General features: G+C 68.9%; 13 protein-coding genes and 1 pseudogene. 11 read left to right on the top strand and 3 right to left on the bottom strand.

From position 1 onward, the window contains the following. Nucleotides 1-73 precede the first annotated feature (73 nt). From AWB89_RS02340 to AWB89_RS02330, 3 genes and pseudogenes are all read right to left on the bottom strand, one after another. Nucleotides 74-1,609, bottom strand: a complete 1,536-nt coding sequence (locus AWB89_RS02340; RefSeq protein ID WP_085171366.1) for a PE family protein — start codon at nucleotides 1,607-1,609, stop codon at nucleotides 74-76. 97 nt (nucleotides 1,610-1,706) lie between these two features. Then, nucleotides 1,707-3,374: an LGFP repeat-containing protein gene (locus AWB89_RS02335; protein WP_193791355.1), complete on the bottom strand. Its 1,668-nt coding sequence runs from the start codon at nucleotides 3,372-3,374 to the stop codon at nucleotides 1,707-1,709. Nucleotides 3,375-3,828: 454 nt separating this feature from the next. Next, nucleotides 3,829-4,692: pseudogene (locus AWB89_RS02330) on the bottom strand (PirG); the annotation flags it as partial. Between the two features lie 265 nt (nucleotides 4,693-4,957). Here AWB89_RS02330 and glf point away from each other — a divergent pair. The 11 genes from glf (at nucleotide 4,958) to AWB89_RS02275 (ending at nucleotide 24,069) form a co-directional block, all read left to right on the top strand. Then, nucleotides 4,958-6,154 carry a UDP-galactopyranose mutase gene (gene glf, locus AWB89_RS02325; RefSeq protein ID WP_085095232.1) on the top strand — a complete coding sequence of 399 codons (1,197 nt, stop codon included), beginning with the start codon at nucleotides 4,958-4,960 and terminating at the stop codon, nucleotides 6,152-6,154. After that, nucleotides 6,151-8,055 carry a glycosyltransferase gene (locus AWB89_RS02320; protein ID WP_085171364.1) on the top strand — a complete coding sequence of 635 codons (1,905 nt, stop codon included), beginning with the start codon at nucleotides 6,151-6,153 and terminating at the stop codon, nucleotides 8,053-8,055. Before glf ends, AWB89_RS02320 begins: the two co-directional genes overlap by 4 nt. Beyond that, nucleotides 8,048-8,572, top strand: coding sequence for a phosphatase PAP2 family protein (locus AWB89_RS02315; protein ID WP_085095228.1), 525 nt, complete (start codon nucleotides 8,048-8,050; stop codon nucleotides 8,570-8,572). Before AWB89_RS02320 ends, AWB89_RS02315 begins: the two co-directional genes overlap by 8 nt. Next, entirely contained in the window at nucleotides 8,569-9,477 is a 909-nt protein-coding gene (locus tag AWB89_RS02310) for a decaprenyl-phosphate phosphoribosyltransferase (RefSeq protein WP_085171363.1), read from the top strand. The genes AWB89_RS02315 and AWB89_RS02310 overlap by 4 nt, the downstream gene beginning before the upstream one ends. Then, nucleotides 9,464-11,440, top strand: coding sequence for a terminal beta-(1->2)-arabinofuranosyltransferase (gene aftB, locus AWB89_RS02305; RefSeq protein ID WP_276073376.1), 1,977 nt, complete (start codon nucleotides 9,464-9,466; stop codon nucleotides 11,438-11,440). Before AWB89_RS02310 ends, aftB begins: the two co-directional genes overlap by 14 nt. A gap of 343 nt (nucleotides 11,441-11,783) precedes the next feature. Next, a complete protein-coding gene (ag85A, locus tag AWB89_RS02300; RefSeq protein ID WP_085095222.1) occupies nucleotides 11,784-12,830 on the top strand; it encodes a diacylglycerol acyltransferase/mycolyltransferase Ag85A in 1,047 nt (348 codons plus the stop codon). Between the two features lie 160 nt (nucleotides 12,831-12,990). Next, complete coding sequence (locus AWB89_RS02295; protein WP_372515193.1) at nucleotides 12,991-13,869, top strand: alpha/beta hydrolase-fold protein; 879 nt, start codon at nucleotides 12,991-12,993, stop codon at nucleotides 13,867-13,869. Nucleotides 13,870-13,965: 96 nt separating this feature from the next. After that, nucleotides 13,966-14,976 carry a carboxylesterase Culp6 gene (culp6, locus tag AWB89_RS02290; protein ID WP_085171361.1) on the top strand — a complete coding sequence of 337 codons (1,011 nt, stop codon included), beginning with the start codon at nucleotides 13,966-13,968 and terminating at the stop codon, nucleotides 14,974-14,976. A gap of 246 nt (nucleotides 14,977-15,222) precedes the next feature. After that, nucleotides 15,223-17,121 (top strand): long-chain-fatty-acid--AMP ligase FadD32, encoded by a 1,899-nt coding sequence (gene fadD32, locus AWB89_RS02285; protein WP_085095218.1) that lies wholly within the window; start codon nucleotides 15,223-15,225, stop codon nucleotides 17,119-17,121. A gap of 10 nt (nucleotides 17,122-17,131) precedes the next feature. After that, nucleotides 17,132-22,483, top strand: coding sequence for a polyketide synthase Pks13 (gene pks13 / locus AWB89_RS02280; RefSeq protein WP_085171360.1), 5,352 nt, complete (start codon nucleotides 17,132-17,134; stop codon nucleotides 22,481-22,483). An 11-nt stretch (nucleotides 22,484-22,494) separates the two neighbouring features. Beyond that, entirely contained in the window at nucleotides 22,495-24,069 is a 1,575-nt protein-coding gene (locus AWB89_RS02275; protein WP_085095214.1) for an acyl-CoA carboxylase subunit beta, read from the top strand. The last annotated feature ends 26 nt before the right edge of the window (nucleotides 24,070-24,095 follow it).

Genomic DNA, 24,095 nt, shown 5'->3' with positions numbered 1-24,095 from the left:
CGACGACGCCACAGCGCACTCGCAGGACGACCCCCGATCAGCCGACTGCGACCAACCTGATGACCGAGTACAGCTAGCCCGTGGGCGCGATTGCTGCCGCCAGCTGTTGCGGCAGGTAGTTGAGCATCAGTGGTGCCAGGCCCATGAACGGCGTGCCGAAGACGGTCACGGGAGACGGCTGAGTAGAAATGGGGCTGGTGAGGGCTACCGTCCCCGTAAGAGGGTGGGGCGGAACAAGAATGCCGTCGAAGGGCAGGTGCAGGACGATCTGCGCGGTAAAGCTGATCGGAGGAAGTGGCGACGGCAGTGCATAAAACACCGGCACCGGAACCGTCATATCCACGACGGTTTCGCCATTGAGGAAGCCGTTGGCCACGACGGCGGGAGCGTTGACGAGTGCGCCGAGGGCCCCCACGCCGTCGCCGGCCAACAGCGCCTGCTGGACCGCCGTCGCGGCGTCCGCCATCCCACCCAGCGTCGCGAGTGGCGCACCGGCCATGGCGTAGGTGATGACCAACGGTAACCCGAAGAAGGCGCTGAGCGATCCGGTCGGAGGGTTCGCTACCTGTAAGACAGCGGTCGCCGAAATGCTCGGAATAGTAAGGGTATTGAGCACGTTAGTGAAATTCTGCGCCATCTGCCGAGGGATGGACGGGGGCATCAGATTGGTGAAATACTGCGCCTCTTGCCCCGGGATATTCGCGAGGGTGAACAGGTTCCCCAGTGGGCCAAGCAGGGTCGGATTCACCGTGGCGTTCACCGTGGGGGGGATAACAGACACGAGACTGATCGATGGCGTCCCCGGGTTGACTCCTGTGACAAGGAGATTCGCGAACGCCTGGGCGACGTCCTGCACCGCGCCGAAGTAATCGCCAGCCAGGACGGCCTGCAGGGCCACCTGCAGCTGCGCGCCGAACGCGGGCAGGCCGGCCCAGACCCCGGTGGCCGCGGCGTAGAGGTTGGTGGCGAATTCCTGGGCGAAGCCGAGCTGCGTGGTGATGAATTGCTGGATATAGAAGGCCGGGTTGAAGGCCAGGAGTTGCTGGATGCCGGACTGGATGGCCGCCGGCAGGTTGGCCAGGAAGGCGGGGAAGTTCTCGAGGGTGTTGGTGAGCGCCGTCGCGATCTGCTGCCAATAACCCAGCTGGTTGACCAGGACCTGCCGCAGGAGCGGGAACGGGTCGGCGGACCAGGCGGTGAAGAGGCTTTGCAGGTTCGCCGACGTATTGACGATCAGTTGGCCATACGCGCCCCCGGGGACGGCGGCGGCCAGGCCGGACGCAGCGGTTCCCGTGGACAGGCCGGTCGCCAGCAGGCCCTGCTGGGCGTTGGCGAGCTCGGTGCTCAGGTAGGCCGCCGCGCCGCCGTTGAGCAGGCCGACGAACTCGTCCTGGAACGCCACCGCTTGGGCGCCGAGGGCCTGGAATTCGCGGCCGAACCTGCCGAACACCTCCGAGACTGCGATCGACACCTCGTCGGAGGCCGCGGCGGCGACCCCGGTCGTGGGGGCCGCGGCGGCGGCGGTGGCCTCAACGAGGTTGGTGCCGATGCCCGACAGGCGCTCGGCTGCGGCCGTCACTAGCTCCGGTTCTGTGATCACGAACGACACGGCCGTCTCCCCTCGCGTCGGGCCAACCCCGTCATGCCGGGCAAATCCGAGCGTACTGTGACCGGGGCCACACGTGGTCCGAAACGACCCGATAGGTCTAGGTGGCGGAGGGGTGGCTCGGCAGCGAGAAGTGCTCGGGCGGCACGTCGGGGCCGCTCGGGGATTGCGTGGACAGCGGCGTCGTGATGCCGTCGACGACCGAGGTGACGTTGCCGGTGAGCCGCTCGTAGTTGAGGGTCCCGTGCTGGAAATTCTGCGTAATCTGCAGGGGCTCTTGGATTTCCGCGCTGGTCGGCAGCCCGAGCGGCCCGCGTTCGTAGCTCAGCGAGGCCCAAGCGTCGTAGATGGCCCCGGTCACCGGCTGCGGGCCGATCTCGGGCGACCAGTACATCGCGCCCTTCGCGAAGGTGGCAAAGCGGGCGTCGCCGTCCGCGCTGTCTTCCGGAGAGGTGGGTGCGCCCAGGACGCTGTTCATCCCGCCCATCGCCAGCCAATGGTCATAGATCGCCCCGCCCTTCAGCGCGTTGATCAGCTCCTCGGGCGGATCGTTGAAATGCGATGCGATGTCCCGGATTTCGTCCATCAGGGCGTAGGCGGCGTTGCCGGGACAGTCGGTGTTGCCGACGTCGCGGTGGGTGAAGATGGTGGGCAGGTTGGCGATGGTGCCGGCGGCGAAGGTGGTGTAGTGGCTGCCGGCGGACTCCAGCGCCACCGTGCCCTTGGGGTCGACGCCGTCCATGCCCAGCCGCCACCCGAGCAGACGGCCCAGGGTCCGCAGCTGGATGGGCGTGGGCGGCACGTCGTCGAAGTTCCCGATCATCGCCACGCCCCAGGTGTTGCGGTTGAAGCCGCCGGTGTGAAAGGCCTCGACGGCCTTGGTGAGGCCCCCGGCGCTGCCCTCGAACACCTGGCCGTACTTGTCGACCAGCGCGTTGTACGCGATGTCGCACCAGCCCAAAGTCTTGCTGTGGTAGGTGTAGATCGCCTTGACGATCCCGGCCGATTCCAGCGGGGAGTAGTCGTTGCTGCCGGCGGTGTGGTGGACGACGGCGGCGCGAATCCCGTTGTCGTACTGGGGACTACCACAGCGCAGCGATTCGTCGGCGCCCCACTCCGCGCGGCTGATGATCGGGGGCGGCTGCCCCGGCATCATGACCCCGGTCGGGGGCGTCCAGTGCGTCCGGGACGGCGTTTGCGGCGGGGAGATGAGGATCGCGGAGATGTTCTGCCCGAAGGGCTGTTCCCTGCTGACCGGCTTGTACCCCAGGCCCTCGGGGGCCGTCGCGGTGCCCGGCTGCGTCACCGGCGCATCGAGGGGGCGGGTGACCGCGATCTGGACGGTCGTGGTGGTGCCCACGAACACCGGGTCGGTGCTGCGCGGCCCCTCGGTCGGCTCGGCCGGGCGGGCCGATACGGCCGCGGCGTCGTCGCCCACCGGCGCGGCGTCGGGAGCCGCCGTCTCGTACTCGGTCTGATACCAGGGTCCCCACGAACCGTCGGGGCGCTTGGCGCGCACCCGGGTGGACGTGCCCGCCAGGTCGCCCGTGAGCGCGACCAATGAAAACGGCGTGCCCTGGCTGAGCTCGCGAACCGTGACCCCGCCCCCGAGCCCGATCAGCGGCTGCTCGGCGAGCTGGGTGTCCTGGCTCCGCGGCGGCTCCGCCGCGCGGCGGTCGTGCGTCGCGTCGCCCACCCACGAGACGATGACGACGGTCGCCGCGATGGCGGTGAGCAACATCGTTGGCGCACGACTGCGGGACGACACCAGCTGATGTTACGTGTGTTTCTGGTGTTATTTATGAGGCGACACGATGCTGACGCCGAAAAGTCCACGAAAACCTGTTCGACGGCACCGCAGAGGGGCTCTGCGGTGCCGTCAGGGGACAGGTTCCTCCCGGTTGTGTGGGGTTCTAGTGGGGCAGAACCGGCGCGGCGGCACCGGTCAGGGCGCCGGTAGCACCCGCGGCGGCGGGTAGCGCCCCCGCGGCGGCCGGCAGCGCACCGGCGGCGGCACCCGGCAGGGCGCCCGCGGCACCCGGCACGGCGCCCGCGGCACCCGCGGCGGCCGGCAGCGCACCCGCGGCAGCACCCGGCAGGGCGCCCGCGGCACCCGGCAGGGCACCCGCGGCACCCGGCAGGGCGCCCGCGGCGGCCGGCAGCGCACCGGCGGCAGCGCCCGGCAGGGCCTTGGCCGCGCCCGGCAGCGCACCGGCGGCGCCCGGCAGCGCACCGGCGGCGGCCGGCAACGCGGCACCCGGCGCACCACCGGCGGCACCCTGCTGGACACCCTGCATGATGGCCGGCATCACCAGGCCCTTGAGCAGGTCGATGGCCTGGCTGGCGCCCAACTGGTTGGCGGCCTGCATCAGGTCGTTGACCAGGCCACCACCGCCCGAGCTGCCCCCGGTGCCCCCGGTGCCCCCGGACGCGATCGGCGAGGCGCCGCCCAGCGTGGACGGGTCACCGAGGATCGGGTAGGTGCCACCGGCGCCCGGGTCCAACCCGGTCGTCGAGTCGATCGGCACCTCACTGGGCGACAGGGTGGGACTGCCGACGCCGGGGGTGACGCCGGCCGGGCTGGTCAGCGCCGGGTTGAGCCCCGCGGCCGGCGTCGTGGGCACCGCACCGGGCGTGGTGACGCCGGGCGTGGTGGGCGGCAATCCCGGGTTCGACAAAGCCGGGCTCGTCAGGCCCGGGCTGGTCAGCGCCGGACTGGTCAAGCCCGGACTGGCAAGACCGGGGCTGGTGAGGCCCGGGCTGGTCAAACCCGGGCTGGTGAGCCCCGAGGTGCCCAGGCCCGGACTGGCCAGGCCCGGGGTGCTCGCCCCGGTGGCCCCGGTCCCGCTCAGGGCGGGCACGGGCGGCAAGTTGATCCCGAACTGCGACAGGCCCTGCGACAGCGCGCCCATCAGTTCGCCGGGCAGGTCGGACATCACCGCGGCCTTCTTGAACTCGTGGTGCTCGGCCGGCTTGCTGTCGGCGGTGGATTCGTAGACAAGGAAGTATGCGCAAGGACTCGCCACTGCCACGGCGGCGACCGCGCTCATGGCTGTCGAAAGCTTGCGTCGGCGTCGGTTCGGCACGGAAGTCTCCTCAAATCTGGACAACTATTGAAACTGCGTTGTGTCGGCGCGCCCCTTCCGTCCTATCCGGCATGAAGCACACAGAGTCGATGGTACGAGTGGGATTGCTGTGACTAGAGTGCTGATATTGAATCGTGAGGTAATTGCGACTCCGACTGTGACCGGGGCGGCGAGGCCCCGAAAGTCGTTGTCATTTGGGTTAACCCGCACCGCATGGCCTCGCCAAATGGGTTAGACCGGCGCGGTCGGATACCCTAAGCAACCGATGACCGCTCGTTTCGATCTTTTTGTCGTCGGTTCCGGATTCTTCGGCCTGACCATCGCCGAGCGCGTGGCTACCCAACTCGGAAAGCGCGTGCTCGTCGTCGAACGGCGCCCGCACATCGGGGGCAACGCGTATTCCGAGGCCGAGCCGCAGACCGGCATCGAAGTGCACAAGTACGGCGCGCACCTGTTCCACACCTCTAATAAGAGGGTCTGGGACTACGTCCGCCAGTTCACCGAGTTCACCGACTACCGCCACCGGGTGTTCGCGATGCACAACGGCCAGGCCTACCAGTTCCCGATGGGGCTGGGCCTGGTGTCGCAGTTCTTCGGCCGGTACTTCACCCCGGACGAAGCGCGGCAGCTCATCGCCGAGCAGGCCGCCGAGATCAACACCGCCGACGCGCAAAACCTGGAGGAGAAGGCGATCTCGCTGATCGGACGGCCGCTCTACGAGGCGTTCGTCAAGGGCTACACCGCCAAGCAGTGGCAGACCGACCCCAAGGAACTGCCGGCGTCCAACATCACCCGGCTGCCGGTGCGCTACACCTTCGACAACCGGTACTTCAGCGACACCTACGAGGGCCTGCCGGTCGACGGCTACACGGCCTGGCTGAAGCGGATGGCCGCCGACGACCGCATCGAGGTCAGGCTCGACACCGACTGGTTCGACGTGCGGGACCAGCTGCGCGCGGACAGCCCCGACGCGCCCGTCGTGTACACCGGCCCGCTGGACCGTTACTTCGACTACGCCGACGGCCGGCTCGGATGGCGCACCCTGGACTTCGAGGTGGAAGTCCTCCCCATCGGGGACTTTCAGGGCACGCCGGTGATGAACTACAACGATCCCGAGGTGCCCTTCACCCGGATCCACGAGTTCCGGCACTTCCACACCGAGCGGGACTATCCGACCGACAAGACCGTGATCATGCGCGAGTACTCCCGGTTCGCCGAGGACGACGACGAGCCCTACTACCCGATCAACACCGAGGCCGACCGCGCCCTGGTGGCGGCGTACCGGGCCCGGGCGAAGTCCGAGACCGCGTCGTCGAAGGTGCTGTTCGGCGGGCGGCTCGGCACCTACCAATATCTGGATATGCACATGGCGATTGCCAGCGCACTGAACATGTACGACAACGTCCTCGCGCCGCACCTGCGCGACGGCAAAGACCTAGTGGAGGAAGGTGCGGGGGGATGACCGCTGTGAGCCTGCTTTCCCGAATCATCTTGCCGCGTCCGGGTGAACCGCTCGACGTCCGCAAGCTGTACCTCGAGGAGTCGACGACCAACGCGCGGCGCGCGCACGCCACCTCGCGGACGTCGCTGGAGATCGGCGCGGAGTCCGAGGTCTCGTTCGCGACGTACTTCAACGCGTTCCCCGCCAGCTACTGGCGGCGCTGGTCGATCTGCCAGTCAGTGGTGCTGCGCGTCGAGTTGACCGGGTCCGGCCGCGTCGACGTCTACCGGACCAAGGCCACTGGGGCCCGCATCTTCGTCGAGGGCCGCGAATTCGCCGGCACCGACGACCAGCCCAGCAAGGTTCAAGTGGTCGAGATCGAGGTGGCGCTCAAGCCGTTCGAGGACGGCGGCTGGATCTGGTTCGACATCACCACCGACAGCAAGGTCACCCTCGTCGGCGGCGGCTGGTATGCGACCGAGCCCGCCCCGGGCACGGCCAACATCGCGGTGGGGATTCCCACGTTCAACCGTCCCTCCGACTGTGTCAACGCGCTGAGCACGCTCACCGCAGACCCGTTGGTGGACGAGGTGATTGGGGCGGTCATCGTCCCCGACCAAGGCGTCCGCAAGGTGCGCGATCACCCCGACTTCCCCGACGCGGCCGCCCGGCTGGGCAATCGGCTGTCCATCCACGACCAGCCCAACCTCGGCGGCTCCGGGGGCTACAGCCGGGTGATGTACGAGGCGCTGAAAAACACGGATTGCCAACAGATCCTGTTCATGGACGACGACATCCGCATCGAGCCGGACTCCATCCTGCGGGTGCTGGCGATGCACCGCTTCGCCAAGAGCCCGATGCTGGTGGGCGGCCAGATGCTCAACCTGCAGGAGCCGTCGCACCTGCACATCATGGGCGAGATCGTGGACCGGACGAACTTCATGTGGACCTCCGCGCCGCACGCCGAGTACGACCACGACTTCGCCGAATATCCGTTGAACGACAACAACGATCGAAGCAAGCTGCTGCACCGCCGCATCGACGTCGACTACAACGGCTGGTGGACGTGCATGATCCCGCGGCAGGTCGCCGAGGAGCTCGGGCAGCCGCTGCCGCTGTTCATCAAATGGGACGACGCCGACTACGGCCTGCGGGCTGCCGAGCGCGGCTACCCGACCGTCACGCTGCCCGGCGCGGCGATCTGGCACATGGCCTGGAGCGACAAGGACGACGCCATCGACTGGCAGGCCTACTTCCACCTGCGCAACCGGCTGGTGGTCGCGGCCATGCACTGGGACGGCGACGTGACCGGGCTGGTCCGCAGCCACCTCAAGGCGACGCTCAAACATCTTGCCTGCCTTGAGTATTCGACGGTGGCCATCCAGAACAAGGCGATCGACGACTTCCTGGCCGGCCCCGAGCACATCTTCTCCATCCTGGAAAGCGCGCTGCCGCAGGTGCACCGTCTGCGCAAGGAGTACCCGGACGCCGTCGTGCTGCCGGCGGCGAGCGAACTGCCGCAGCCGATGCATCGAAGCAGGGCGATGAAGCCACCGGTGAACCCGGTCTCCATCGGTTACCGGTTGTCCCGCGGCATTTTTCACAACATGACCAAGGCCGACCCGGCGGCCCACGTGCGCCCGGAGTACAACGTGCCCACGCAGGACGCGCGCTGGTTCCGGCTGTGCACCGTCGACGGCGTGACGGTGACGACCGCCGATGGGTGCGGGGTCGTCTACCGGCAACGCGACCGCGGCAAGATGATCTCGCTGCTGCTCAAGTCGCTGCGCCGGCAGCGCCAGCTGCTGAGCCGGTTCGACGAGATGCGCCGGGTGTACCGGGAGGCGTTGCCCGTGCTGTCGAGCAAGCAGAAGTGGGAAGCGGCGTTGCTGCCGCCGCACAACGAGCCCAAACATGGCTGAAACGGCCGCTCCGCGCGGCGAAGTGGCCGCGCTGGTGGCCGTCCAGTCGGCACTGGCCGATCGTCCCGGCGTGCTGACCGTGGCGCGGGGGCTGTCGCATTTCGGGGAGCACAGCATCGGCTGGCTGGCCGTCGCGGTGCTCGGCGCGGTCCTGATGCCGAGTCGTCGCCGCGATTGGCTGACGGTGGGGGCCGGCGCGTTCGCCGCGCACGCCGCCGCCGTGTTGGTCAAGCGGGTGGTGCGCCGCCAACGGCCGCATGATCCGGCCGTCGCGGTCAACGTCGGCACCCCCAGCCGGCTGAGCTTTCCCTCCGCGCACGCCACCTCCACCACCGCCGCGGCCATCCTGATGGGCCGGGTCACCGGGCTGCCGCTGCCCGCGGTCCTGGTACCGCCGATGGCGCTGTCGCGGATACTGCTGGGCGTGCACTATCCCAGCGACGTGGCTTTCGGCGTCGCCCTGGGCGCCGCCGTCGCGGGGATCGCGGGGCGAGCGGGAGAGGTGTGTGCCCAATGAGCGAAGACGTGGTGATCGGACCGCCGTCGAACCTGATCGTCGGGGTGATCAAGGCGATCCGGCCGCGGCAATGGGTGAAGAACGTGCTGGTCCTGGCCGCGCCGTTGAGCGCGGCGGGCCGCGGCCACCGCTACGAGTACGGCCAGCTCGGGCTTCAGATGGCGGTCGCCTTCGTGGTGTTCAGCCTGGCGGCCTCGGCGGTGTACCTGATCAACGACGTGCGCGACGTCGAGGCCGACCGCGAACACCCCACCAAACGATTCCGCCCCATCGCCGCCGGCGTGGTGCCCGAATGGCTGGCCTACACCCTGGCCGTCGTGCTCGCGGTCGCATCGCTCGGCCTGGCCTGGTGGCTGACGCCGAACCTGGCGCTGGTGATGGCGGTCTACATCGCGATTCAGCTGGCCTATTGCTTCGGCCTCAAGCACCAGGCCGTGATGGACATCTGCATCGTGTCCTCGGGGTTCCTGTTGCGGGCCATCGCCGGGGGCGCGGCCGCCGAAACCCGGCTGTCGCAATGGTTTTTGCTGATCATGGCGTTCGGGTCGCTGTTCATGGCCGCCGGCAAGCGCTACGCCGAGCTGCAGCTGGCCGAGCGCACCGGCGCGGCGATCCGCAAGGCGCTGGAGAGCTATACGGGCACCTACCTGCGCTTCATCTGGACGATGTCGGCGACCGCCGTGGTGCTGTGCTACGGGCTGTGGGCCTTCGAGCGCGACCACGGTTCGGCCGGCTGGTTCTCGGTGTCGATGGTCCCCTTCACCATCGCGATCCTGCGCTACGCGGTCGACGTCGACGGCGGGCTCGCGGGGGAGCCCGAGGACATTGCGTTGCGTGACCGGGTGTTGCAGCTGCTGGCGCTGGCCTGGATCGCGACAGTTGGGGCCGCCGTTGCCTTCGGCTAGCCCCCAGCTGAAGGCGTTGGGGGCGGGGGTGCTGCGCCGGCGGCCGGTGATCAGGCGGGCCGGCCGCCCGCCGTTCCCCTACGTCACCATGGTGCGGGTCAGCCTGTGGATCAGCGTGGTGGTGGTTGCCGCGCTGTTCGCCTGGGGCGCCTGGCAGCGACGCTGGATCGCCGACGACGGGCTGATCGTGCTGCGCACCGTGCGCAATTTGCTGGCCGGCAATGGCCCGGTCTTCAACGCCGGCGAGCGGGTCGAGGCGAACACCTCCACCGCATGGACCTACCTGATGTACGTGGGCAGCTGGGTCGGCGGGCCGATGCGGATGGAGTACGTGGCGCTGGCGCTGGCCCTGACGCTTTCGGTGCTCGGCGTGGCCTTGTTGATGCTGGGCGCAGGCCGCCTGTACGCCCCCAGCCTGCGGGGCCGCAGGGCGATCATGCTGCCGGCCGGGGCGCTGGTCTACATCGCGCTGCCGCCGGCGCGTGACTTTGCCACCTCCGGCCTGGAGAGCGGCCTGACGCTGGCCTATCTCGGGCTGCTGTGGTGGATGATGGTGTGCTGGGCGCAGCCGGTGCGGGGGCGCGCGGAGGGCCGGGTGTTCATCGGCGCGCTGGCCTTCGTCGCGGGCTTCAGCGTCCTCGTCCGGCCCGACCTGGCGCTGATGGGCGGGCTGGCGCTGATCATGATGCTCATCGCCGCGCGCACCTGGCGGCGCCGCGTGCTGATCGTGGTGGCCGGCGGCTTCCTGCCGGTGGCGTACGAGATCTTCCGGATGGGCTACTACGGGCTGCTGGTGCCCGGGACGGCCCTGGCCAAGGACGCGGCCGGCGACAAGTGGTCGCAGGGAATGATCTACCTCTCGAACTTCAACGGTCCGTACGCGGTCTGGGTACCGGTGGTGCTGCTGTTGGCGCTCGGTGCGCTGCTGGTGGTGGCGCGTCGCCGCCCGTCGTTCCTTCGCCCCGCGCTGGCGCCCGACTACGGCCGGGTGGCGCGGGCGGTGCAGAGCCCGCCGGCGGTCGTCGCCTTCGTCGTCGTCAGCGGCCTGCTGCAGGGCTTGTACTGGATCCGGCAGGGCGGCGATTTCATGCACGCCAGGGTGCTGCTGGCGCCCCTGTTTTGTTTGCTGGCACCCGTGGCCGTGATTCCGGTGCCGATCCCCGACGGCGCGGATTACTCGCGGGAGACGGGTAACTGGGTGGCCGGCGCCGCCGCCGCGCTGTGGCTCGGAATCGCCGGCTGGTCGCTGTGGGCAGCAAACTCCCCCGGGATGGGCGACGACGCCACCCACGTCACCTACTCGGGAATCGTCGACGAGCGCCGCTTCTACGCGCAGGCCACCGGGCACGCGCACCCGCTGACCGCCGCGGACTACCTGGACTACCCGCGGATGGCCGCCGTGCTGACCGCCCTCGACAACACCCCGGACGGGGCGCTGTTGCTGCCGTCCGGCAACTACATCCAGTGGGACCTGGTGCCGATGCTCCAGCCCGCGCCCGGTGACCCCAACGCGCCGCAAAAGCCGCAGCATGCGGTGTTTTTCACCAACCTCGGGATGCTCGGCATGAACGTCGGCCTCGACGTCAGGGTGATCGACCAGATCGGTCTGGCAAACCCACTGGCCCAGCACACCGAGCGGCTGAAGCACGGCCGGATCGGGCACGACAAGAACCTTTTCCCGGACTGGGTGATCGCCGACGGCCCCTGGGTCAAGTTGTATCCCGGCATTCCGGGCTATTTGGACGTGAATTGGGTTGCGCAGGCGGTGGCGGCCCTGAAATGCCCTGAGACCCAGGCGGTGCTCAGCTCGGTGCGAGCGCCAATGACCTTGCACCGCTTCGTCTCCAACGTCGTGCACTCGTTCGAGTTCACCAAGTACCGAATCGATCGCGTTCCGCTCTACGAGCTCGCGCGGTGCGGGCTGCCGGTGCCGGAGGCAATTCCGCCGCCTCCGCGGGAGTAGGTCAGGCGGACCGAAATTTTTTTCTGCGGGTGCCGAATTCGGCTCCGCCGGCGTGTCCGAGGACATTGCCAGCAATCTCACATCTGTGCTCTCACCAGTGCGCACCCGCGGCCAAGCACATGCGGAAACGCGATTCTCCATGTCGGTGTTTGGCCCCAAAATCGTTGGGTAGGAGCGCCAAATCGCGGTTTGCCCGAGCGGCTCGATGAGAGGGGATGCGCCCGGGTGTGGTTGACTACACGAGCACTGCTGCGCCCGACGCGTATGCAGTCGGACCCAATTCGGGGATGCGTCCAATCGGAGAAATGCGCCGAAAGGCCGAAAGAAGGATGAGGAAGCAAGGATGACGCTTGTCGACAGGTTTCGCGGCGCCGTGGCGGGTATGCCACGACGGCTCGTGGTGGGGGCCGTTGGCGCGGCCCTGCTCTCGGGTCTGATTGGCGCCGTGGGGGGCTCGGCGACCGCCGGGGCGTTCTCGCGCCCGGGTCTGCCGGTGGAGTACCTGCAGGTTCCCTCGGCCGCAATGGGCCGCGACATCAAGGTTCAGTTCCAGGGCGGCGGGGCCAACGCGCCGGCGCTCTACCTGCTCGACGGCATGCGCGCGCAGGACGACTTCAACGGCTGGGACATCAACACCCCGGCGTTCGAGTGGTACAACCAGTCGGGCATCGCCACGGTCATGCCGGTCGGCGGCCAGTCCAGCTTCTACTCCGACTGGTACAAGCCCGCCTGCGGTAAGGCCGGCTGCACCACCTACAAGTGGGAGACCTTCCTGACCAGCGAGCTGCCGTCGTACCTGGCCTCCAACAAGCAGGTCAAGCCGACCGGCAGCGCTGCCGTCGGTCTGTCGATGGCCGGTTCGTCGGCGCTGATCCTGGCCGCCTACCACCCGAACCAGTTCGTTTACGCCGGCTCGCTGTCGGCGCTGCTGGACCCGTCGCAAGGCATGGGCCCGTCGCTGATCGGCCTGGCCATGGGCGACGCGGGCGGCTACAAGAAGGACGACATGTGGGGCCCGTCCAGCGACCCGGCCTGGCAGCGCAACGACCCGTCGCTGCAGGTTGGCAAGCTCGTCGCCAACAACACCCGCATCTGGATCTACTGCGGTAACGGCAAGCCGTCCGACCTCGGTGGCGACAACCTGCCGGCCAAGTTCCTCGAGGGCTTCGTGCGGACTTCGAACCTGAAGTTCCAGGACGCCTACAACCAGGCGGGTGGCCACAACGCGGTGTTCAACTTCGACGCCAACGGCACGCACGACTGGCCGTACTGGGGCGCGCAGCTGCAGGCGATGAAGCCTGACCTGCAGTCCACGCTGGGCGCCACCCCCGGCGCCGGCCCGGCTACCGCCGCGGCCGCCGGCAACCAGGGCACCGGCACCGGCACCTAAACACCACGGCAATGCGACTGGCGGCGGGCACCTTTCGGGGTTCCCGCCGCTAGTTGTTTGCGGCCGGTGTGATCTGTTTCACTACCCGCGGGACGGGACGCTGGCGTCGCTGGCTAATGTGCAGACAGCGACTAGACGATGGAGGGTGGACATGAGGGTCGTGCGGGGTCTGGCAACGTTGCTGATGGGCATGGTTCTGGCCCTCGGGGTGGGGGGTCCCCTCGGGAAGGCCCGCGCGGCGGGCTACGAGACCCTGATGGTGCCGTCGGCGGCGATGGGCCGCGACATCCCGGTGGCCTTCCTGGCCGGCGGCCCGCACATGGTGGTGCTGCTGGACGCGTTCGACGCCGCCCCCGACGTCAGCAACTGGGTCACCGCCGGCAACGCGATGAACACGCTGGCCGGCAAGGGCATTTCCGTCGCGGCGCCCGCGGGCGGCGCCTACAGCATGTACACGAACTGGGAGAACGACGGCAGCAAGCAGTGGGACACCTTCCTGTCCAGCGAGCTGCCCAACTGGCTGGCCGCCAACAAGGGCCTGGCGCCCGGCGGCCACGCCGCCGTCGGCGCCTCCCAGGGCGGCTACGCGGCGATGGCGCTCGCATGCTTCCACCCCGACCGCTACGGCTTCGCCGGCTCCCTGTCCGGGTTCCTCTACCCGTCGAACACCACCACCAACGGTTCGATCCTGGCCGGCCTGCAGCAGTTCGGCGGCGTCGACGGCAACGGCATGTGGGGCGCCCCGCAGCTGGGCCGGTGGAAGTGGCATGACCCCTGGGTGCACGCCGCGCTGCTGGCGCAGAACAACACCCGCGTGTGGGTGTGGAGCCCGACCACGGACGCGGCCAGCGACCCCGCCGCCATGATCGGCCAGGCCGCCGAGGCGATGGGCAACAGCCGGATGTTCTACCAGCAGTACCGCAGCAACGGCGGGCACAACGGCCACTTCGACTTCCCCGGCGGCGGCGACAACGGCTGGGGCTCGTGGGCCGGGCAGCTGGGCGCCATGTCGGGCGACATCGTGGGAGCAATCCGCTAGTCCGGACGCCGGTACCGTGTAGGGAGCGCAGCGGAGGGCGGCACGGCCGCTTTCCTGGTACCGAGCTGCGATCGACCGACTCTGCAGCAGGAGAACATGACCACGAGCGCGCGGCGTAAACGCCACCGGACCCTCGCCTGGATCGCCGCGCTTGCGGTGGCCGGCGTCGTGTTGTTGGTCATCGTGGCCGTGGTGATGCTGCTGCGCGGCCCCAAGACACCGCCCAGCGCGGTGCCGCCCGGCGTCCTGCCGCCGAGCTCCACGACCACGCACCCGCACAAGCCGCGGCCCGCTTCCCAGGACGCGTCGTGCCCGGACGTGCAGTTGATCAACGTCCCGGGCACCTGGGAGTCGGCCCCGCAGGACGATCCGCTGAACCCGGCGCAATTCCCGAATGCGTTGCTGCACAAGGTGACCGCGGACATCGCCCAGCAGTTCCCCTCCTCCAGGGTGCAGACGTTCACCACCCCCTACACCGCGCAGTTCCACAATCCGCTGAGCGGCGACACGCAGATGTCGTACAACGAGAGCCGTGCGGAAGGCACCCGCGCGACCGTCCAGGCGATGACCGACATGAACAACAAGTGCCCGCTGACCAGCTACGTGCTGATGGGGTTTTCGCAGGGCGCGGTGATCGTCGGCGACATCGCCAGCGACATCGGCAACGGCCGCGGGCCCGTCGATGACGACCTGGTGCTGGGTGTGACGTTGATCGCCGACGGTCGCCGCCAGGACGGGGTCGGCAACGACATCGGGCCCAACCCGCCCGGCGAGGGCGCCGAGATCACCCTGCACGAGGTGCCGGTGCTGTCGGGCCTCGGGCTGACCATGACCGGCGCCCGGCCGGGCGGCTTCGGCGCGCTGAATGCCAAGACGAACGAGATCTGCGCGCCGGGCGACCTCATCTGCGCCGCGCCGAACGAGGCGTTCAGCGTGGCCAAGCTGCCCGACACCCTGAACACCCTGGCCGGCGGGGCCGGGCAACCCGTCCACGCGCTGTACGCCACCACCCAGTTCTGGAATCTGGACGGGGCGCCGGCGACGGATTGGACGCTGAATTGGGCGCGCGGGCTGATCGAAAACGCGCCACATCCCAAACATGGGTGACACCCCCGCGACCTAGGCGAATCCGTGACGCGATCGGCGGTACCTTGTGATTTGGTCTGCCGCGAGGCGGCACTTAACATTAAGAGAAAATTAAGAGCAATTAGAGCTTCGTTGCGGCCGCAAGGACCGGCGCTCCCGGGCGCGGGCCGTTCTAAGCCGGCTCGTGTATAGAGGACCCGTCGGCGCGGCCGGCACCAAAGTGGTCGGCCACGCCGACCGACACAGGTTGTGACAGGAGAGGGCGGCATGGCGTACCACAACCCGTTCATCGTGAATGGAAAAATCAGGTTCCCGGACAACACGAACCTGGTTCGTCACGTTGAGAAGTGGGCGAAGGTTCGCGGCGACAAGCTGGCCTACCGGTTCGTCGACTTCTCCACCGAGCGGGACGGTGAATACCGCGACATCTCGTGGGCCGAATTCAGCGCCCGTAACCGCGCCGTCGGCGCCCGCCTGCAACAGGTCACCCAGCCCGGTGACCGCATCGCCATCCTGTGCCCGCAGAACCTCAACTACCTGATCGCGTTCTTCGGGGCGCTGTACTCCGGCCGGATCGCCGTGCCGCTGTTCGACCCGAGCGAGCCGGGTCACGTCGGCCGGCTGCACGCCGTCCTGGACGACTGCACGCCCTCGACGATTCTGACCACCACCGAGGCCGCCGAGGGCGTCCGCAAGTTCATCCGCGCCCGCGCGGCCAAGGAACGGCCGCGCGTCATCGCCGTCGACGCGGTGCCCAACGAGGTCGCGTCGACCTGGCAGGAGCCCGAGGCGGACGAGACCACCATCGCCTACCTGCAGTACACCTCCGGTTCCACCCGCACCCCGACGGGCGTGGAGATCACCCACCTGAACCTGCCCACCAACGTGCTGCAGGTGCTCAACGGCCTCGAGGGCAAGGAGGGCGACCGCGGGCTGTCCTGGTTGCCGTTCTTCCACGACATGGGCCTGATCACCGCGCTGCTGTCGCCGGTGCTCGGCCACAACTTCACCTTCATGACCCCGGCCGCGTTCGTGCGCCGTCCCGGGCGCTGGATCCGGGAGATGGCGCGCAAGCCTGACGACGCCCCGGACTGCGAGGTCTTCACCGTCGCGCCGAACTTCGCCTTCGAGCACGCCGCAATGCGCGGCGTCCCGAAGGAGGGCGAGCCGCCGCTGGACCTGAGCAACGTCAAGGGCATCCTCAACGGCAGCGAGCCGGTGTCGCCGGCGTCGATGCGCAAGTTCTACGAGGCGTTCGCGCCCTACGGCCTGCGCGAGACAGCCATCAAGCCGTCCTACGGCCTGGCCGAGGCGACGCTGTTCGTCTCCACCACCCCGATGGACGAGGCGCCCCGGGTCATCCACGTCGACCGCGACGCGATGAACAACCAGCGCTTCGTGGAGGTCCCGGCCGACGCGCCGAACGCCGTCGCCCAGGTGTCCGCGGGTGTCATCGGCGTCGACGAGTGGGCGGTGATCGTCGACCCCGACACGGCCAGCGAGCTGCCCGACGGTCAGGTCGGTGAGATCTGGCTGCATGGCAACAACCTGGGGATCGGCTACTGGGGCAAGGAGGAAGAGACCAACCACACCTTCCGCAACATCCTGAAGTCCCGCATCAGCGAGTCACACGCCGAGGGCGCCCCCGACGACGGGTTGTGGGTGCGCACCGGCGACTACGGCACCTATCACGACGGCCACCTCTATATTGTCGGCCGCATCAAGGACCTGGTCATCATCGATGGCCGCAACCACTACCCGCAGGACCTCGAGTACTCGGCGCAGGAAGCCAGCCGCGCGCTGCGGACCGGCTACGTGGCGGCCTTCTCCGTGCCGGCCAACCAGCTGCCGCAGGAGGTCTTCGACAACCCGCACGCCGGCCTCAAGTACGACGCGGAGGACAGCTCGGAGCAGCTGGTGATCGTCGCCGAGCGCGCCGCCGGCACGCACAAGCTCGACTACCAGCCCATTGCCGACGACATCCGGGCGGCCATCGCCGTGCGGCACGGGGTGACCGTGCGCGACCTGCTGCTGGTGCAGGCCGGCACCATTCCGCGTACCTCCAGCGGCAAGATCGGCCGGCGCGCCTGCCGCGCCGCCTACCTCGACGGAAGCTTGCGCAGCGGCATCGGTTCCCCGACCGCCTTCGCCGGCGCTAACGACTGAACCAGGAACCATGGCTGATATAGACGATCCCCAGGACCAGCAGGAGAACCTGCCCGCCAAGAAGACCGAGCTGCGCGCCGGCGACGATGCAGAGCGGAGCGATGAGGAGGAGCGGCGCAAGTTGACGGTCCCCGAGATGCGCGAGTGGCTGCGCAACTACGTGGCCAAGGCCACCGGGCAGTCGCCCGATTCGATCGACGAGTCGGTGCCGATGGTCGAGCTGGGCCTGTCGTCGCGCGACGCCGTGGCGATGGCCGCCGACATCGAGGACATGACCGGTGTCACCCTGTCGGTCGCGGTGGCGTTCCAGCATCCGACCATCGAATCGCTGGCGACGCGCATCATCGAGGGCGAACCCGAACGGCCCGACGACGACGTCGAGATCGTTGACTGGTCGCGCAAGGGGCCCGCGGAGCGCGTCGACATCGCGATCGTCGGCCTGTCCACTCGGCTGCCCGGCGACATGAACAGCCCCGAGGAAACCTGGCAGGCGCTGATCGAGGGCCGCGACGCCATCACCGACCTGCCCGAGGGCCGCTGGGAGGAATTCCTGGAGGAGCCGCGGCTGGCCGAGCGGGTCGCCAAGGCCCGCACCCGCGGCGGCTACCTGAAGGACATCAAGGGCTTCGACTCCGAGTTCTTCGCGATCGCCAAGACCGAGGCCGACAACATCGACCCGCAGCAGCGGATGGCGCTGGAGCTGACCTGGGAGGCGCTCGAGCACGCGCGCATCCCGGCGTCGAGCCTGCGCGGCGAGGCGGTCGGCGTGTACGTCGGCGTCTCCAACCACGACTACGGCTTCTTGGCCATCTCCGACCCGACCGTCGCGCACCCGTACGCGATCACCGGCAACTCGCCGTCGATCATCGCGAACCGGGTGTCCTACTTCTACGACTTCCGCGGGCCTTCGGTCGCGATCGACACCGCGTGCTCGAGCTCGCTGGTGGCGATCCACCAGGCCGTGCAGGCGCTGCGCAACGGCGAGGCCGATGTTGCGGTGGCCGGCGGCGTGAACGCGCTGATCACGCCCGCGGTGACGCTGGGCTTCGACGAGATCGGCGCGGTGCTGGCCCCCGACGGCCGGATCAAGTCGTTCTCCTCCGACGCCGACGGCTACACCCGCTCGGAGGGCGCCGGCATGCTGGTGCTCAAGCGGGTCGACGACGCGCGCCGCGACGGCGACCAGATCCTGGCCGTGATCGCCGGCACCGCCGTCAACCACGACGGCCGGTCCAACGGCCTGATCGCGCCGAACCAGGACGCGCAGGCCGACGTGCTGCGCCGGGCCTACAAGGACGCCGGCATCGACCCGCGGACCGTCGACTACATCGAGGCGCACGGCACGGGTACCGTCCTCGGTGACCCGATCGAGGCCGAGGCGCTGGGCCGGGTCATCGGCAGGGGCCGTCCGGCCGACCGTCCGGCGCTGCTGGGCGCGGTGAAAACCAATGTGGGGCACATGGAGTCGGCCGCCGGCGCGGCCAGCATGGCCAAGGTGGTGCTGGCGCTGCAGCACGACAAGCTGCCGCCGTCCCTCAACTTCGCGGGCCCCAGCCCGTACATCGACTTCGACGCGATGCGCCTGAAAGTCATTGACAAGGCGACCGATTGGCCGCGCTACGGCGGCTACGCGCTGGCCGGGGTGTCGAGCTTCGGCTTCGGCGGCGCCAACGCGCACGTGGTGGTGCGCGAGGTCCTGCCCCGCGACGTGGTCGAAAAGGAGCCGGAGCCCCAGGCCGAGGCCAAGGCGGCCACCGAAGCGGCCGAAACACCTACGTTCGAGGCGCATTCGCTGCGGTTCGACGACTTCGGCAACATCATCCCCGACGCCTCCGCGGCGGCCGAGGAGGACGAGCCAGACCTCCCCGAGATCACCGAAGAGGCACTGAGCCTCAAGGAGGCCGCGCTGGAAGAGCTTGCGGCGCAAGAGCTTCCGCCGCCGGTCATCCCGCTCGTCATCTCGGCGTTCCTGACGTCGCGGAAGAAGGCCGCGGCCGCCGAGCTCGCGGACTGGATGGAAAGCCCCGAGGGCCAGGCGTCGTCGCTGGAATCGATCGGGCGGTCCCTGTCTCGCCGCAACCATGGTCGCTCGCGCGCGGTGGTGCTGGCGCACGACCACGAGGAGGCCATCAAGGGCCTGCGCGCGATCGCCGAGGGCAAGCAGCGGCCGAACGTGTTCAGCGTCGACGGGCCGGTGAGCAACGGACCGGTGTGGGTGCTGGCCGGCTTCGGTGCGCAGCACCGCAAGATGGGCAAGAGCCTGTATCTGCGCAACGACGTCTTCGCGCAGTGGATCGAAAAGGTCGACGCGCTGGTCCAGGACGAGCTCGGCTACTCGGTGCTCGAGCTGATCCTCGACGACTCGCAGGACTACGGCATCGAGACCACCCAGGTCACCATCTTCGCGATCCAGATCGCGCTGGGCGAGCTGCTCAAGCATCACGGCGCCAAGCCCGCCGCGGTGGTCGGACAGTCGCTGGGCGAGGCCGCGTCCGCCTACTTCGCCGGCGGCCTGTCGCTGCGCGACGCCACCCGGGCCATCTGCTCCCGCTCCCATCTGATGGGCGAGGGCGAGGCGATGCTGTTCGGCGAGTACATCCGGCTGATGGCGCTGGTGGAGTACTCCGCCGAGGAGATCAAGACGGTGTTCTCCGACTTCCCCGACCTGGAGGTGTGCGTCTACGCCGCGCCCACGCAGACGGTCATCGGCGGCCCGCCCGAGCAGGTGGACGCGATCATCGCCCGCGCGGAATCCGAGGGCAAGTTCGCCCGCAAGTTCCAGACCAAGGGCGCCAGCCACACCTCGCAGATGGACCCGCTGCTGGGCGAGCTCGCCGCGGAACTGCAGGGCATCAAGCCGATGAGCCCGACGTGCGGGATCTACTCGACCGTGCACGAGGGCAGCTACATCAAGCCCGGCGCCGAGCCCATCCACGACGTCGACTACTGGAAGAAGGGGCTGCGCCACAGCGTCTACTTCACCCACGGCATCCGCAACGCCGTCGACAGCGGACACACCACCTTCGTCGAGCTGGCCCCCAACCCGGTGGCGCTGATGCAGGTGGGTCTGACGACGGCGGACGCCGGCCTGCACGACGCCCAGTTGATCCCGACGCTGGCGCGCAAGCAGGACGAGGTCGAGTCGATCGTCTCGACCCTGGCGCAGCTGTACGTCTATGGGCATGACCTGGATCCCCGGACGCTGTTCACGCGCGCGGCGGGCCCCCAGGATTACGCGAACATCCCGCCGACCCGGTTCAAGCGCAAGGAGCACTGGCTGGACGTGCACGTCGCCACCAGCAGCGGCTCGGTGCTCATGCCCGGCAACCACGTCGCGCTGCCGGACGGCCGCCACGTCTGGGAGTACGCGCCGAAGGGCTTGACGGACCTCGCGGCGCTGGTGAAAGCCGCTGCGGCCGAGGTCCTTCCGGACGCGCAGCTGACCGCCGCGGAGGAGCGGGCCAAGCCGGGGGAGGGCTCCCGGCTGGTGACCACGCTGACCCGGCATCCCGGCGGCGCGTCGGTTCAAGTGCACGCGCGCATCGACGAGTCGTTCACGCTGGTGTACGACGCGCTGGTGACCCGGGGCGGCGCCGAGTCGGTGCTGCCGGCGGCGGTGGGCGCCGGCACCGCGATCGCGGCTCCGTCCAACGGGGCGGCGGCAGTGGAGGCTCCGGCCGACGGCCCGGAGGAGGAGGCCCTCGGCGACAGCCTGACCAACCGGTACATGCCGGCCGGCTTCACCAAGTGGTCACCGGACTCCGGCGAGACGATCGCCGACCGGCTGGGCGCGATCGTCGGCGCCGCCATGGGCTACGAGCCCGAGGACCTGCCGTGGGAGGTGCCGCTGATCGAGCTGGGCCTCGACTCGCTGATGGCGGTGCGGATCAAGAACCGCGTCGAGTACGACTTCGACCTCCCGCCCATCCAGTTGACGGCCGTGCGCGACGCCAACCTCTACGCCGTCGAGAAGCTGATCGAGTACGCGGTCGAGCACCGCGACGAGGTCGAGCAGCTGGCCGAGCACCAGAAGACGCAGACGGCGGAGGAAATCGCGAGGGAGCAGGCCGAATTGCTCAGCGGCGCCACGCCCGCGTCGGTGGCGGCGCCGGCCCCCGACCCGCAGGCCGAGCCGGAGACGCAAGCGCCACCGGCCTCCGACGTTCCGATCCCGCCGCCGCCGACGAACCCGTCGGGCCCCGGTGTGAACGGGGGACAGCCGACGGTGTCCGGGGTGGCCGAAGCGCTCAACCAGGAGGCGGTCGCCAAGGCGCTGAACTCCGACGTGCCACCGCGTGACGCCTCCGAGCGGGTCACCTTCGCCACGTGGGCGATCGTGACCGGCAAGTCGCCGGGCGGCATCTTCAACCCGCTGCCCAAGCTGGACGCCGACACGGCCGCCAAGATGGCGGAACGACTGTCGGAGCGCGCCGAGGGTCCGATCTCCGCCGAGGACGTGCTGACGTCGCAGAACATCGAGGCGCTGGCGGAGAAGGTGCGCGAGCACCTGGAGGCCGGGGTGGTCGACGGGTTCGTCCGCACGCTGCGGGCGCGCCCGGAGGGCAGCGCGAAGCCGCCGGTTTTCGTGTTCCACCCGGCGGGCGGCTCGACGGTCGTCTACGAGCCGCTGCTCAACCGGCTGCCGGCCGACACCCCGATGTACGGCCTGGAGCGGGTCGAGGGGTCGATCGAAGAGCGCGCGGCGCAGTACGTTCCGAAGCTGATCGAGATCCAGGGCGACGGGCCGTACATTCTCGCCGGCTGGTCGCTCGGCGGCGTGCTGGCCTACGCCTGCGCGATCGGCCTCAAGCGGCTGGGCAAGGATGTCGAATGGGTCGGGTTGATCGACGCTGTCCGCCCCGGCGAGGAGATCCCGCAGACCAAGGAGGAGATCCGCAAGCGCTGGGACCGCTACGCCCGGTTCGCCGAGAAGACGTTCAATGTCACCATCCCGGAGATTCCCTACGAGCATCTCGAGCAGCTCGACGACGCGGGCCAGGTGGAGTTCGTGTTGGAGGCGGTCAAAGCGAGCGGCGTGCAGATCCCGGGCGGGATCATCGAGCACCAGCGCACGTCGTACCTGGACAATCGGGCGATCGATACCGCCCAGATCCAGCCGTACGACGGGCACGTCACGCTCTACATGGCCGATCGCTACCATGACGACGCGATCATGTTCGAACCGCGCTACGCCACCCGCAAGCCGGATGGCGGCTGGGGCGAGCACGTGACCGACCTCGAGGTCGTGCCGGTCGGTGGCGAGCACATCCAGGTCATCGACGAGCCGATCATCGCCAAGGTGGGCGCGCACATGACCCAGGCGCTGAACGGGATCGCTGCTAAAACCAGCCAGAGAAGTTAGGTGGGCGAGTAGTGACCGAAACCGTGCCGGCTCCCGTTCAGCACACCACCGCGGAAAAGCTGGCCGAGCTGCACGCTCGCCTCGAGCTGGCCAAGGAGCCCGGCGGCGAGAAGGCCGCCGCCAAGCGGGACAAGAAGGGCATCCCGAGCGCCCGCGCTCGCGTGCACGCGCTCGTCGATCCGGGCAGCTTCTTCGAGATCGGCGCGCTGGCCAAGACGCCGAACGACCCGAACGCGCTCTACGGCGACGGGTGCGTCACGGGTCACGCCATGATCGACGGCCGGCCGGTCGGGGTGTTCTCCCACGACCAGACGGTGTTCCAGGGCACCGTCGGTGAGATGTTCGGCCGCAAGGTCGCGCGGTTGATGGAGTGGTGCGCGATGGTCGGGTGCCCGATCATCGGCATCCAGGACTCCGGTGGCGCCCGGATCCAGGACGCGGTGACCTCGCTGGCGTGGTACGCCGAGCTGGGCCGTCGCCACGAGGCGCTGTCCGGGCTGGTGCCGCAGATCTCCCTCATCTTCGGCAAATGCGCCGGGGGAGCGGTGTATTCGCCGATCCAGGATGATCTCCTCGTCTCGGTGCGCGACCAGGGCTACTTCTTCGTCACCGGGCCCGACGTGATCCGGGAGGTCACCGGCGAGGAGGTCACCCTCGACGAGCTCGGTGGCTCCGACGCCCAGGCCCGCTACGGCAACATCCACCAGGTGGTCGACTCCGAGGCGGAGGCGTTCCAGTACGTCCGCGACTACCTGTCGTTCCTGCCGTCCAACTGCTTCGACAAGCCGCCGATCGTCAACCCCGGGCTGGAGCCGGAAATCACCCCGACCGATCTGGAACTCGACGCCATCGTGCCGGACTCCGACAACGCGGCCTACGACATGCACGAGATCCTGCTGCGCATCTTCGACGACGGCGACTTCCTCGACGTCGCCGCGCAGCACGGGCCCGCCATCATCACCGGATACGCGCGCGTCGACGGCCACCCCGTGGGCGTGATCGCCAACCAGCCCATGCACATGTCGGGGGCGATCGACAACGAGGCGTCCGACAAGGCGGCGCGGTTCATCCGGTTCTGCGACGCGTTCAACATCCCGCTGGTCTTCGTGGTGGACACGCCCGGGTTCCTGCCGGGGGCCGAGGAGGAAAAGCGCGGCATCATCAAGCGCGGCGGCCGCTTCCTCTACTCGGTCGTGGAGGCCGACGTGCCGAAGGTGACGATCACCATCCGCAAGTCCTACGGCGGCGCGTACGCCGTGATGGGGTCGCGGCAGCTGACCGCCGACTTCAACTTCGCGTGGCCCACGGCGCGGATCGCGGTGATCGGCGCCGAGGGTGCCGCGCAGTTGCTGATGAAGCGGTTCCCCGACCCGACCACCCCCGAGGCGCAACAGATCAAGAAGGACTTCATCGAGGGCTACAACCTCAACATGGCGATCCCGTGGACCGCCGCCGAGCGCGGCTTCATCGACGCGGTCATCGACCCGCACGAGACGCGGCTGCTGCTGCGCAAGTCGATGCACCTGTTGCGGGACAAGCAGCTGTGGTTCCGCGTCGCCCGCAAGCACGGCCTGATCCCGGTCTAGTTCCTACCGCGAGCAGACGCAAAATC

The organism is Mycobacterium paraense (assembly GCF_002101815.1).
Classification (GTDB): domain Bacteria; phylum Actinomycetota; class Actinomycetes; order Mycobacteriales; family Mycobacteriaceae; genus Mycobacterium; species Mycobacterium paraense.
The sequence above is the reverse complement of the archived record's forward strand: the minus strand, read 5'-3'. Positions and strand labels throughout refer to the sequence as shown.

What these genes read in the sequence shown, in the direction of transcription:
- AWB89_RS02310 (WP_085171363.1), top strand. Translation starts at nt 8,569, where the DNA reads ATGAGCGAAGACGTGGTGATCGGACCGCCGTCGAACCTGATCGTCGGG.
- AWB89_RS02320 (WP_085171364.1), top strand. Translation starts at nt 6,151, where the DNA reads ATGACCGCTGTGAGCCTGCTTTCCCGAATCATCTTGCCGCGTCCGGGT.
- fadD32 (WP_085095218.1), top strand. Translation starts at nt 15,223, where the DNA reads ATGGCGTACCACAACCCGTTCATCGTGAATGGAAAAATCAGGTTCCCG.
- pks13 (WP_085171360.1), top strand. Translation starts at nt 17,132, where the DNA reads ATGGCTGATATAGACGATCCCCAGGACCAGCAGGAGAACCTGCCCGCC.
- AWB89_RS02315 (WP_085095228.1), top strand. Translation starts at nt 8,048, where the DNA reads ATGGCTGAAACGGCCGCTCCGCGCGGCGAAGTGGCCGCGCTGGTGGCC.
- glf (WP_085095232.1), top strand. Translation starts at nt 4,958, where the DNA reads ATGACCGCTCGTTTCGATCTTTTTGTCGTCGGTTCCGGATTCTTCGGC.
- ag85A (WP_085095222.1), top strand. Translation starts at nt 11,784, where the DNA reads ATGACGCTTGTCGACAGGTTTCGCGGCGCCGTGGCGGGTATGCCACGA.
- culp6 (WP_085171361.1), top strand. Translation starts at nt 13,966, where the DNA reads ATGACCACGAGCGCGCGGCGTAAACGCCACCGGACCCTCGCCTGGATC.